At 66.1% G+C, this 12,437-nt stretch carries 8 protein-coding genes and 1 pseudogene; all 9 read right to left on the bottom strand.

The window, feature by feature from the left end; translation table 11 throughout:
- Nucleotides 1-63 precede the first annotated feature (63 nt).
- Nucleotides 64-2,217 carry an NAD-dependent DNA ligase LigA gene (ligA, locus tag AX729_RS04305; protein ID WP_061020672.1) on the bottom strand — a complete coding sequence of 718 codons (2,154 nt, stop codon included), beginning with the start codon at nt 2,215-2,217 and terminating at the stop codon, nt 64-66.
- Nucleotides 2,218-2,329: 112 nt separating this feature from the next.
- A complete protein-coding gene (gene recN, locus AX729_RS04300) occupies nt 2,330-4,003 on the bottom strand; it encodes a DNA repair protein RecN (protein ID WP_061020670.1) in 1,674 nt (557 codons plus the stop codon).
- A 13-nt stretch (nt 4,004-4,016) separates the two neighbouring features.
- Nucleotides 4,017-4,922 (bottom strand): outer membrane protein assembly factor BamD, encoded by a 906-nt coding sequence (locus tag AX729_RS04295; protein ID WP_061020669.1) that lies wholly within the window; start codon nt 4,920-4,922, stop codon nt 4,017-4,019.
- Nucleotides 4,923-5,167: 245 nt separating this feature from the next.
- Entirely contained in the window at nt 5,168-6,130 is a 963-nt protein-coding gene (gene lpxC / locus AX729_RS04290) for a UDP-3-O-acyl-N-acetylglucosamine deacetylase (RefSeq protein ID WP_061020668.1), read from the bottom strand.
- A gap of 364 nt (nt 6,131-6,494) precedes the next feature.
- A complete protein-coding gene (gene ftsZ / locus AX729_RS04285) occupies nt 6,495-8,288 on the bottom strand; it encodes a cell division protein FtsZ (RefSeq protein ID WP_061020667.1) in 1,794 nt (597 codons plus the stop codon).
- A gap of 90 nt (nt 8,289-8,378) precedes the next feature.
- Complete coding sequence (gene ftsA / locus AX729_RS04280) at nt 8,379-9,701, bottom strand: cell division protein FtsA (protein ID WP_061020666.1); 1,323 nt, start codon at nt 9,699-9,701, stop codon at nt 8,379-8,381.
- Nucleotides 9,698-10,735 (bottom strand): cell division protein FtsQ/DivIB, encoded by a 1,038-nt coding sequence (locus tag AX729_RS04275; protein WP_061020665.1) that lies wholly within the window; start codon nt 10,733-10,735, stop codon nt 9,698-9,700. The genes ftsA and AX729_RS04275 overlap by 4 nt, the downstream gene beginning before the upstream one ends.
- A gap of 350 nt (nt 10,736-11,085) precedes the next feature.
- Nucleotides 11,086-12,072 carry a D-alanine--D-alanine ligase family protein gene (locus AX729_RS04270; protein WP_061020671.1) on the bottom strand — a complete coding sequence of 329 codons (987 nt, stop codon included), beginning with the start codon at nt 12,070-12,072 and terminating at the stop codon, nt 11,086-11,088.
- Between the two features lie 132 nt (nt 12,073-12,204).
- Nucleotides 12,205-12,437, bottom strand: a pseudogene (locus AX729_RS04265) (UDP-N-acetylmuramate dehydrogenase); the annotation flags it as partial.

The following is a 12,437-nucleotide window of genomic DNA, read 5'->3' as shown; positions in this document are numbered from 1 at the left end:
GGATAGAACCCCTCATCCGGCGCTTCGCGCCACCTTCTCCCACAAGGGGAGAAGGGAAGAGCCCTACTCCCCGATCAGCTTCAGCCACTCGTCCTCGGTCAGCACCTTGACGCCGTGCTTGTTGGCCTCCGCGAGCTTCGAGCCCGCGCCGGGGCCGGCAACGACGAGATCGGTCTTCTTCGACACCGAGCCCGACACCTTTGCCCCCAGACGCTCCGCCGTGGCCTTGGCTTCATCCCGCGTCATCTTCTCCAGCGAGCCCGTGAACACCACGGTCTTGCCGGCGACGGCCGAATTGCTCTTCGGCTTCTCGGCGTCGACGATCTCGACCTCCTTGGTCAGCCGCTCGACGATGCCGCGGTTGTGGCTCTCGCCGAAATAGTCGGCGATGCTCTTGATCACGGTGTCGCCGATCTGGTCGAGCGCGTCCATGTCCGCGATCGCCTCCTCGTCGCCCTTGGCGACCTTGAGGCAGGCGTCGTGGAAGGCGTCCCACGAGCCGTAGCCGCGTGCCAGGGCCAGCGCCGTGGTCTCGCCGACATGGCGCATGCCGAGCGCATAGATGAAACGTTCCAGCGCGATTCTGCGTCGGCTCTCGATGGCGCCGAACAGATTGCGCACCGAGGTCGTGCCGTAGCCCTCGACCTCCTCGAGCTTGAGATTCGCGTTGCGCTTCTCCAGCGTGAAGATGTCGGCGGGCTCCTTCACCCACCCCTCATCGAAGAAATACTGAAGCTGCTTCTCGCCGAGGCCGTCGATGTCGAAGGCACGCCGCGACACGAACAGCTTGAGGTGCTCGATCTTCTGATAGGGACAGGCGAACTCGCCGGTGCAGCGGGCACGCGAGCCCTCCTCGCCTGTCGCCGTCTCCTCGCGCACGACGTCGGTGTGGAGCGGACACGGGCACTTCTTGGGGAAGTGGAATTCCCTGGCGGTCTTCGGCCGCTTGTCGAGGACGACGTCGACCACTTGCGGAATGACATCGCCGGCGCGCTGGATCACGACGGTGTCGCCGATCCTGATGTCACGGCCCTCGCGCAGCACCTCGCCCTTGTTGCCGATGCCCTTGATGTAGTCCTCGTTGTGCAGCGTGACATTCTGGACGATGACACCGCCGACGCCGACCGGTTCGAGCTTGCCGACCGGCGTGAACGAGCCGGTGCGGCCGACCTGGATCTCGATGTCGCGCAGCACCGTCATGGCGCGCTCGGCCGGGAATTTGTGCGCGATGCCCCAGCGCGGCGTACGCGAGACGAAGCCGAGCCGTTCCTGCCAGTCGATGCGGTCGACCTTGTAAACGACGCCGTCGATGTCGTAGTCGAGCCGCGCGCGCTGCTCCTCGATCGCGTGATGGAAGGCGAGCAGCTCCTCGACGGAGTGACAGAGCTTGGTCAGTGGATTGGTCTTGAAGCCGCAGCGCTCGAACCAGGAGATCATGCCGCTCTGCGTGTCTTCCGGCATCGCGCTCATCTCGCCCCAGGCATAGGCGAAGAAGCCGAGCGGGCGCGAGGCGGTGATGGTCGGATCCTTCTGCCGGAGCGAGCCCGCGGCCGAATTGCGCGGATTTGCAAAGGGAGCTTCGCCCGCCTCGACCTGCTTCTTGTTCAGCGCGAGAAACGCCTTCTTGGTCATGTAGACCTCGCCGCGCACCTCGCAGATGTCGGGGACGTTGCGGCCCTTCAGCTTCTGCGGCACGTCTTCGAGGGTGCGGATGTTGGCGGTGACGTCTTCGCCGACCGCGCCGTCGCCGCGCGTCGCGGCGGTGACGAGCTCGCCGCCCTCGTAGCGCAGCGACATCGAGAGGCCGTCGATCTTCGGCTCGGCGGAGAAATCGACCTTGTCGTCGTCGAGTTTCAGGAATCGCACGATGCGGCCGACGAAGTCACGCACGTCCTCTTCCGCAAAGGCGTTGTCGAGCGACAGCATCGGAACGGAATGCTGCACTTTCTTGAAGCGCCCTGACGGCGCGGCGCCGACCTTCTGCGACGGCGAGTCCGCGCTGACGAACTCCGGAAAGCGCTTCTCGATCGCGTTGAAGCGCTGGCGCAGCGCGTCATATTCGGCGTCGGTGACGGTGGGCGCGTCCTCTTGATAGTAGCGCTCGTTGTGCCCCTCGATCTCGAGCGCAAGCCGCATGTGCTCGACCTTGGCCTGCGCCTTGGTGAGATCGGCGACGTCGCGAAGCGGTGTTGCTTTGGATTTTGCTGCTCTGGCCATCATACTAAAGGTTCTAGCGCGTCGTTCCGGGATGGTCCGAAGGACCAGACCCGGAACCTCGAGATTCCCGGTTCGATGCGTCGCATCGCCCCGGAATGACGGTGTGTATAGCTTAAGCCGTCGCCGCCTTCAGCAGCCGGTCCGCGGCCGCCCTCGCCTCCGCCGTGATCTCGGCGCCGGCGAGCATGCGCGCGATCTCCTCGCGGCGGTGGTCGGCGGCGAGCGCATTGACGCGGGTGGCGACGCGCTTGCCCTTGTCGAGGGCGTCCTTGGAGATCAGCAGATGCTGGTCGGCGCGGGCGGCGACCTGTGGGGCGTGGGTCACGGCCATGACCTGGACCTTGCCGGCAAGCCGCGCCAGGCGCCCGCCGATGGCGTCCGCGACCGCACCGCCGACGCCAGTGTCGATCTCGTCGAACACGAGCGTCGGCGCCGAGCCGCGGTCGGACAGCACGACCTTGAGCGCCAGCAGGAAGCGCGACAGCTCGCCGCCGGAGGCGACCTTCATCAACGGACCCGGCTTGGTGCCGGGGTTGGTCTGCACCCAGAACTCGACGCGGTCGAACCCTTGCGGGCCCGGTGCGGCCTCGTCGGTCTCGACCTGCGTCATGAACTTCGCGCGTTCGAGCTTGAGCGGCGCGAGCTCGGCGTTCACGGCCTTGTTGAGCTTCTCGGCCGATTTCTGCCGCGCCAGCGACAGCTTCTTGGCGGCGGCGGCATAGCGGCCATCCGCCTCGATCGCGGCCTGCTCCAGCTTCTTGAGCCGCGAGGCGCCGGCATCGATCAGCACGACGTCGGCTGCATATTTGGCGGCCAGCGCGGCGAGCCCGTCGACCGGCGTCGAATATTTACGCGAAGCGGCGCGAAGGGCGAACAGCCGTTCCTCGATGCGCTCGAGCTCGGCGGGATCGAAATCGGTCGCGGCCAGCGCCGCCTGGAGATGCTGATCGGCTTCCTCCAGCGCATTGATGGCGGCGTCGATCGCCCTCACCGCAGGCTCGACCAGCGCCGGCGAGTTGACGCCGCGTCGCTCCAGCCGGCGCACCGCCGCCGACAGCGCGGCGACCGGCGAATGATTGCCGCCGACCGCCTCCTGCGCCTCGCGCAGGTCGGAGGCGATCTTCTCGCCCTGCATCATGGTGGTGCGGCGCGAGGCCAGCGCGGTCTCCTCGCCATCCCTGGGCGCGAGCTGCTTCAGCTCGTCGGAAGCATGGCGCAGGTAATCGGCCTCGCGCGCGGCGCGCTCCATGGCGGCGCGATGCTCCTCGAGCGCGGTGGTGGCGTTGCGGCGCGCGTCCCAGAGCGATTCGACCGCCGCGACGTCCTTCTCGAGCCCGGCAAAGGCGTCGAGCAGGCGGCGGTGGGTGGCGGCATCGACCAGCGCGCGCTCGTCGTGCTGGCCGTGGATCTCGACCAGGGCAGCACCGACCGCCTTGAGCGTCTGCACGCTGATCGACTGGTCGTTGATGAAGGCGCGGGTGCGGCCGTCGGCGAGCTGCACGCGGCGCAGGATCATTTCGCCGGTATCGTCCAGACCGTTCTCGGCCAGGATCTTCGTCGCAGGGTGATTCTTCGGGACGTCGAAGACGGCCGTGACCTGCCCCTGCTCCGCGCCGTGACGCACGAGGCCGGCATCGCCCCGGCCGCCGAGCGCCAGCGCAAAGGCATCGAGCAGAATGGATTTGCCCGCACCGGTCTCGCCGGTCAAAACCGCGAGGCCGGAGGCGAATTCGATATCGAGCCGTTCGATCAGGACGATGTCACGGATCGACAGACGCGCCAGCATGGAACCAAATTTCCTAGCCGAGACCCATCTTCTTGAAGGTCCGGCTGATCCAGGACCCCTGATTCTCGCTCGGTTCGAGACCGCCGGATTTTACAAGATTATAGGCGTCCTTGTACCAGCGGCTGTCAGGAAAATTGTGCCCGAGCACGGCTGCCGCGGTCTGCGCCTCGCCGACGATGCCGATCGCCATATAGGCCTCGGTGAGCCGGAACAGCGCCTCCTCGACGTGGCGCGTGGTCTGGTACTGCGTGACGACGGTCTTGTAGCGGTTGATCGCCGCCGTGTAGTCGCGCTTCTGGGCGTAGTAGCGGCCGACGTTCATCTCCTTGCCGGCGAGCTGGTCGCGCGCGCCCTCGATCTTGGCCTTGGCGGAGGTCGCATATTCCGAGTTCGGATATTTGCGCACCACCTCTTCCAGCGCGGCGATCGCCTTCTCGGTCCGGGTCTGGTCGCGGCTGATGTCCGGGATCTGGTCGTAGTGCGAGGCGGCGATCAGATATTGCGCATAGGCCGCGTCCGGGCTGCCGGGATGCAGCGTGACGTAGCGGGTGGCGGCGCCGATGCAGCCGTCATAGTCGCCGCCCTGATAGGACGCATAGGCCGACATCAGCAGCGATTTGCGGGCCCACTCGGAATAAGGATGCTGGCGGTCGACTTCTTCGAACTTCTTGTTCGCCGCCTTCATGTCCTTCTTCTCGTTCATGAGGTACAGGCCCTCATTGTAGATCTTGTCGGCAGGCTCCTCGACGAAGGTGTCGTCCTTGGCAGTGAACTTGTCCCAGAGCGAGCCCGTGCCGCAACCGGCGAGCGGCAGCGCGAGCAGGACGAAGGTGACGGCCTGAAGCAGCCCGCGGGCTCGCGACGAGACCTCTCGGGACAAGGCCTGGAAATATCCGCGCGTCATACGCTGTGCCGACATGAGTTTAAGCCCTGACGCCCTGTGATGCGGTGTCCGCCAGCCCACGAACCCCGTCATGGGCGCGAAATGTAACCGTGGTGCCTGCCATGCGACCACGCCGATGTATCCGAAAAACGATCGTTAACCAACCGGATAGGGAGGCATTTCGCCGGGATTAAGGCGAATGCGCCGCAATCCTGGCGATCATGGTTACCAGGAGTTTCCCGGGGGGAAGTCGCCAACCAAATGCCGAGACGACAGGTCTTTCAGGACACATCCGGTCCGAACGCCGCGGCGATCCGGCCACCGACGATGCCGCGACCGACTTCGCCCACGGGACGCGTGGTGCGGCGGGCAGCCTCGCCCTCGACGATCCGCCAAGCGGTTCGGTCGGCGAGCAGCGCGGTCAGGACAGCGTGGTTGAGCTTGTGGCCGCCGCGCACCGAGCGGTAGGCGCCGAGCAGAGGCAGGCCGGCCAGCGAAAGGTCGCCGATCACATCCAGCACCTTGTGGCGGACGCATTCATCGGCGTAGCGCAGGCCCTCGGCGTTGAGCAGCCGCTCGTCGTCGAAAACGACGGTGTTGTCGAAGGAGGCCCCCAGGGCATAGCCCGCGCTCCAGAGCCGGGCGACGTCGCACATCAGACCGAAGGTCCGGGCCCGGCCGACTTCGCGGCGGAAACCTTCAGGGTTGAGATCGAAGGCGTAGCTCTGCTGGCCAATGACGGGATTGGTGAAGTCGATCTCGACCTCGACGCGGAACCCGCCGGTGTGGGGCCTGATCTCGCCGAAGGAGTCGCCGATCTTGGCCGAGATCGGCTTCAAAACTTGAATGTAGCGGCGCTGCGCCGGCTGGGTGACGATGCCGGCCTGGTCGATCGCCGCAATGAAGGGCGCGGCGCTGCCGTCCATGATCGGTACTTCGGGACCGTCGATCTCGATGGTGGCGTTGTCGACGCCCATGCCCCGCAGTGCAGCAAGAACGTGCTCGGCGGTAGACACCAACGGGCCATCGCGGTCGCCCAGGACGGTGGCGAAGTCGGTCGCGATCACCTGCTCGGCGGTCGCCTGGACTTCGCGGTCACTTCCCTCAAGTCCGGTCCGGACAAAAATAAAGCCCGCATCGACAGGCGCAGGCCCAATCGTGAGGGTTACGGGAAGTCCGGAATGAACGCCCACGCCTGCCACAGAGGCTTGCGCACGAAGCGTTGTTTGCCGGCTAAGCTTCATCAGGAATCCGCCCCACTACGACCCACTGCGACTTATACGAGACCCACTTGGCCGGCCAGTGCCGACGGTTGCGAATCTCCGTATCCCCAAGTCACGGCAAACCATAGTCACTGCCTCAAACAGCGCCAACTCACGCTTTTTTACCGATTGTTACCCCAAACCTGCCGTATTCGCGCCAAGGCTTAACCAAATTACGCCGACGTCCGGGGCCGCTAGCGGCAATCTTACTGAACCACTGAATGCGTAATTAATGATTTAAAATCAGTTGCTTGTCCGCACAATCCTGATGTGCACGGGATAAAAGGAAAGGTCCCGGCAAGCTTGCTGCCGGGACCTCTTTTCGTCCGCCTTATTGTAACAATCCTCAGGTCGCCTGCCTCCGCAGGAAAGCTGGGATATCAAGATGATCGTCGCCCTGTGGCGCCGGCGCAACAGGCGCCGGGCGGCCGTGCATGTCGAGACCCTGGGGCGCGGGACGGCGAGCATACTCGGATACCGGCTCGCTGGATGCGATCTGCTGCGCCACGGTCTTCTGCGGCCGGCGCTCAGGCAGCGGCGGCATCGCGGGACCGGCGGTGCGGGCCGCGACCGGCGGCTCGCTTTCCTCGTCGCGGCGGCCGAGGCCGACATTGGCGAGGCGCTGAAGCAGCGACAGGCGGGTCTTCTGCGGGGTTTCTTCTTCAACCTCGCCGCGGGCCTGACGAATCTCGGCCTGGGCCGGCATCGGCAGTTCCTCGATGCGCGGCATCCGCGGCGCACGCACCGGCGGGCGTTCAGCCTGCGGCGGAATGAAGTTTTCGGGCGTCATCGGCTCCTGCATCGGCACCGGGGTCATGTCAGGCTCCGGGAACAGGGTCGGCTTCTGCGCGATCGGCCGCACGGTGACGTCGCCATAGGTCTGCATCGGCGCGGGCGCCTGCGGGACGTCCGAGACGGCGGCAGCGATGGCGGCGAGCGCCGCGCGCTCGACGTTCGGGCGGGGCGCGGGGGCAGCCGGAGCCGCCGCCGCGGCCGGGGTCTGCCCCTCGAGCTTCTGGGCGCGCTCGGCGAGGCGCTGGTTGTCGGCACGGAGCCGGGCGGTCAGGTCGGCGAGACGGCTCTCGGCAGCGACGGCCGGTGCGGCAGCCGGCTGCGCCTGCGGTGCCGGGTTCGCGACGGGAGCGGAGGTCGCCTGGCTGTTGCGAGCGATCGCGGCCTGCTCGATGCCGGTGGCAACGACCGAGACGCGGATCAGGCCGTCGAGCGCTTCGTCGAAGGTCGCGCCGACGATGATGTTGGCGTCCTGGTCGACCTCCTCGCGGATGCGGGTCGCGGCCTCGTCGACCTCGAACAGCGTGAGGTCCTTGCCGCCGGTGATGGAGATGAGGAGGCCCTTGGCGCCCTTCATCGAGCTGTCGTCGATCAGCGGGTTGGCGATCGCGGCTTCAGCGGCGGTGAGCGCGCGCTTGTCGCCGGAGGCTTCGCCGGTGCCCATCATCGCCTTGCCCATCTCGCGCATGACGGCGCGGACGTCGGCGAAGTCGAGGTTGATCAGGCCTTCCTTGACCATCAGGTCGGTGATGCAGGCGACACCCGAATAGAGCACCTGGTCGGCCATCGCGAAGGCGTCGGCGAAGGTGGTCTTCTCGTTGGCGACCCGGAACAGGTTCTGGTTCGGGATGATCAGGAGCGTATCGACGACCTTGTGCAGCTCGGCGATGCCGGCCTCGGCCGTGCGCATGCGGCGGCCGCCTTCGAAGTGGAACGGCTTGGTCACGACGCCGACGGTGAGGATGCCCATGTCGCGCGCGGTCTTGGCGATAACGGGAGCGGCGCCGGTGCCGGTGCCGCCGCCCATGCCGGCGGTGACGAACACCATGTTCGCGCCCGAGAGATGGTCGCGCAGCTCGTCGATCACCTCTTCCGCCGCCGCGGCGCCGACGTTCGGCTGCGAGCCGGCGCCGAGGCCTTGCGTGACCGCCGTGCCCATCTGCACGATGCGCTGCGCCTTCGACATCGTCAGCGCCTGCGCGTCGGTGTTGGCGACCACGAAATCGACGCCCTGGAGGCCCGCCGTGATCATGTTGTTGACGGCGTTGCCGCCGGCGCCGCCGACGCCGAACACGGTGATCCGGGGCTTCAGTTCGTGAATATCAGGAACATTGATGCTGATGGTCATGGGTGCTGCCTCTCGATCACGCGCGCGTGGGTTCGCCCCGGCCGTCGGCCGCGGGTGTTGGTGAAAATCGACATTTGCAGAAAGCAGTCATCAGAAGCCCTCGCGTAGCCATCGTCCGACCTTTCCGAAATATCCGCCGGTCCCTGTCCTGACCTGCTGCCGCGTATGCCGCGGTTCGACATGTTCGAGGTGAACATATTGCGGGTAGACGAGAAGTCCGGCCGGCACCGCGAACGCGGCGTTCTTCGCCTCGTTGGGCAGCCGGCCGAAGCCGAGCGGACGTCCGACCCGCACGGGCCGGCCGAGAATCTGGGTGCCGAGCTCGACGAGGCCGGTCAGCTGGGAGGCGCCGCCCGAGAGCACGACGCGGCCGTTGGGCTCCGCGGCGAAGGGCGAATCCTTCAGCTTGTCCCGAACCATTTCGAAGACTTCCTCGGCACGGTGCTTGACGATGTTGGCGATGGTGGCGCGGGAGACGATCTGCGGCAGATCCTGCTCATCACCGGCTGTCGGCACAGACATCAGCTCACGCGAGTCCGATCCGCCGGTGATGACGGTGCCGTATAACGTCTTGATTCGCTCGGCATCGGCAATGGTCGCCGAGAGTCCGCGCGCAAGATCCATCGTGATGTGTTGCCCGCCGACCGCAAACCCGGCTGCATGCACGAACCGGCCGCCCGAATAGACGGCAATCGTCGTGGTGCCCGCGCCCATCTCGACGACGGCGGCGCCGAGATCGGCCTCGTCGTCGGTCAGCACCGACAGGCCGGCCACATAGGGGCTGGCCGCCATGGCTTCGACATTGATGTGGCAGCGCTCCACCGCCAGCATCAGGTTCCGCGCCACGGTGGCGTCGCAGGTGACGACGTTCATGTCGACGCCGAACTGGTGCGCGACCATGCCGCGGGGATCGCGAATGCCCTTGACGCCGTCGAGCGTGTAGCCGACCGGCAGCGCGTGGAGGACGGTGCGGCCCTCGCCGGTGGCGTGGCGCATGCCGGTGGAGGTGACGCGGCTGATGTCGGCGGGAGTCACGGCGCCGCCGCGGATGTCGGCGGCAGCCTCGACCAGCTGACCGGAAAGCCGGCCGCCCGAAACGGACAGCAGCACGGACTCGACCCGCACCTTGGCCATCTTTTCAGCAAGCCCGACGGCCTGGCGCACGGCCTGCTCGCATTCGCCGAGATCGATCACCGCGCCGGCCTTCATGCCGCGCGCCTGGATCTGGCTGTAACCGATCAGTTCCACCGCATGGGTGCGGCCGCGCAGCGCCTCGCTCGGCGGCGACGGCTTCAGCCGCGCGATCATGCAGGCGATCTTGCTGGTGCCGATATCGAGGCAGGCGACGATACCGCCGCGCTTGTGCGGCATCGGGCGCGTCTTCGGGGTCTGGGTGCGATCGAGACCGGTCATGCGGAATCCCCGGCCTTCTTTTTCTTCTTGTCCTTGAACTGCTCCTCGCGCGCCTTGGCGGCGTCCTCGGACAGCTGCACCACCAGGCGATCGGGCAGGCGCATGTCGACGGCGACGATATCGCGGGAGAACAGCCTGTCTTCCTTCTCGAGCTTCGACAGCATCGCAAGCGCGTTGCCGACGTCCTGCTCGGGCAGGCGGATGTCGAGACCGTCCTTCAGCCTCAGGTTCCAGCGCCGCTCGCCGACGAAGATCGCGGCCTTCGTCACTGAATTGACCTGCGGATAGCGCGCCAGCAGCGCCAGGAAATCGCGCGCCTGCGTGTCGGCGCCCTTGCCGACCACGAGCGGCAACGACAGGAAGCGGCGCGAGACATAGGGTTCGAGCACGGCGCCGTCATCGGCGATGACGGAGAGCCGGCCGGCCTCCTGCCACAGCGCAAATGCCTTGCGCTCGGTGAGCTCGATCATGAGCTGGCCCGGATAGAGCTTCAGCACGGTCGCGTCCGCGATCCAGGGATTGGCCTTGAGCTTGTCGCGCACCGCCTCGGCATCGAGGAACAGCAGCGAAGAGCGGCCGCTGACGCCGCCGATCGCGAGGATCTCGTCCTGGGTGAGCTGCTTGCGGCCGTTGATCACGACGGAGGTGATGCGGAAGCCGGCGGAATTGGCCAGCGCGTTGCGGGCGTCGCTGACCGCGGTGACGAAATCCTGGAGATGGCCGCCCTTGACGATGCCGAAGCCGCAGCTCCCGATCAGCAGCAGCACGGTCATGCTGAGCCCGACCCGGTGCGGCAGATAGCGCTCGACCAGCGCAACCATGCGCGGCGGCGGCTCGCGCTCGACGACGGCCTTGGCCCGGGCCTTGGACTTCGACTTGATCTTGATTTCGTCTTTGGCGGCGGCGCGCGCTGCTCTCTTGTCCTGCACCCACTCGCGCAGAAGCACGGCCGCTCCAATCGCGGCCGCCTTCAGGTCAGCTTGGGGCCTCAGCGATCTCAAAAGCGATCGGGAGAGGCTTCCTGCTCCATCCATTGCACGAGCTCGTCAACAGTTTGTCCGCGACATCGCACGGATCCTGGCGAACATGACGTCTCGGACGTGCCGGGCCGGGTGCTGGTCTTCAGCAGAAGAAAACCTCTCCCCTTCAAAGCGTTCGCTGGAGGTGACATCACCCGCGACAGCTCACGCGCCGGCAGCCAAAGCGCCATATGCGCCGCCAGCGTTAACCTTCGGCCTTCCTGGTAAACAAAAGGTAAAATTCGTTAACGCGAGATGCTTTTTGCTCCGCGATATCCGGCATTTGTGCCGCGATGTCCGGCATTTTACCGGTTTTGGCCGCCAAATCGGGCGATTTCGACCACCCGGCCGTTAACCAGTCCCGACTATTTCCGCACACGCTGCTCGGCGAGCTCGACCAGGCCGCGCAGGAAGTCGACGAACGCGATGCCTTCGGCTTTCAGCGCCTTGGGGTAGAGCGAGGACTTGGTCAGCCCGGGGAGCGTGTTGGTCTCGAGATAGATGAGGCCCTTGGGCGAGACGATGAAGTCCGACCGGGAATAGCCGGTGCAGGACATCGCGCGGTGCGCCAGCATCGCCTGCTCCTTGAGCGCGGCGGTGATTTCGGGTGCGAAACGGCCCGGGCAGATCTCCTGGGTCGACTTCAGGAGATATTTCGCGGCGTAGTCGAAATTGCCTTCGCCCGGAATGATCTCGATCGGCGGCAGCGAGATGATCGAGCCATCCGTGCGCTCCAGCACGCCGCAGGTCGCCTCGACGCCGGCGATGTAGGGCTCGATGACGTAGTCCTCGTGCTTCGCCGCATTGCGGACCGCGACGAGGTCCTGCTTGGCGTTCACGAAGATCAGGCCATAGCTCGATCCGTCCCGCGCCGGCTTTGCGATCAGCCTTCCGTATTCGGCGAAGGCCTCGTCGATGTCATCGAGCGCAACGTTCGCCGGTGGCGTCACGCCGCCCAGCGCGGCGAACCGCTTGGCCGCGAGCTTGTCGAAGGCAAGATGCGAGGAAGCCGAGCCCGAGCCGGTGAAGGGCACGCCGCGCGCCTCGCACATCACCTGCAATTCGCCGTTCTCGGCCCGTCCGCCATGCAGGCCGAGCACCAGCACGCGCCCTTCGGCCTTGGCCTGGTCGAGCGCCCGCTCCAGCGGAATGCCTGATGTGCCCGGCTTGAACTCGTCCTCGAATGGGCGGGCATGTTCGAGCAGCTGCTTCGACTGCACGACATGCACCTTGTCCTCGACGTCCCACCACCACAGATCGGCCTCGGGCAATGCCTGATGCAGGGCCTGGGCCGAGGCGACCGAAACAAGACGTTCTCTGTTCGAGCCGCCGAAGAGGATGGTGATGCGCATGGTCATTGTCCGCAATCTCTCTCGTTCGTCATTCCGGGGCGCGACGAAGTCGCGGGCCCGGAATCCATTTCACCAAAGCCTCCGCGGCCCAATGGATTCCGGGCTCTCGCTTCGCGAGCCCCGGAATGACACTCACGCGGACACCCCGATCCGCTTGATTTCCCAAAGTAGCTCGATTCCGGAGTTTGCCTTCACCCGTTCGCGCACGGTCTCGCCCAGCGTCTCGATATCGCGCGCGGTGGCATCGTCCGTGTTGATCAGGAAATTACAGTGCATCTCCGAGACCTGAGCGCCGCCGACGCGCAGACCGCGGCACCCGGCCGCGTCGATCAGCTTCCAGGCGGAATGGCCGGGGGGATTCTTGA

The sequence above is a fragment of the Bradyrhizobium sp. CCH5-F6 genome (assembly GCF_001556045.1).
In the GTDB taxonomy this organism is placed as follows: domain Bacteria; phylum Pseudomonadota; class Alphaproteobacteria; order Rhizobiales; family Xanthobacteraceae; genus Bradyrhizobium.
The sequence above is the reverse complement of the archived record's forward strand: the minus strand, read 5'-3'. Positions and strand labels throughout refer to the sequence as shown.

Bases quoted from the DNA above. Each gene is read 5' to 3' on its own strand.
- AX729_RS04275 (WP_061020665.1), bottom strand. From the start codon at position 10,735: ATGGATGGAGCAGGAAGCCTCTCCCGATCGCTTTTGAGATCGCTGAGG.
- AX729_RS04295 (WP_061020669.1), bottom strand. From the start codon at position 4,922: ATGTCGGCACAGCGTATGACGCGCGGATATTTCCAGGCCTTGTCCCGA.
- ligA (WP_061020672.1), bottom strand. From the start codon at position 2,217: ATGGCCAGAGCAGCAAAATCCAAAGCAACACCGCTTCGCGACGTCGCC.
- lpxC (WP_061020668.1), bottom strand. From the start codon at position 6,130: ATGAAGCTTAGCCGGCAAACAACGCTTCGTGCGCAAGCCTCTGTGGCA.
- recN (WP_061020670.1), bottom strand. From the start codon at position 4,003: ATGCTGGCGCGTCTGTCGATCCGTGACATCGTCCTGATCGAACGGCTC.
- ftsZ (WP_061020667.1), bottom strand. From the start codon at position 8,288: ATGACCATCAGCATCAATGTTCCTGATATTCACGAACTGAAGCCCCGG.
- AX729_RS04270 (WP_061020671.1), bottom strand. From the start codon at position 12,072: ATGCGCATCACCATCCTCTTCGGCGGCTCGAACAGAGAACGTCTTGTT.
- ftsA (WP_061020666.1), bottom strand. From the start codon at position 9,701: ATGACCGGTCTCGATCGCACCCAGACCCCGAAGACGCGCCCGATGCCG.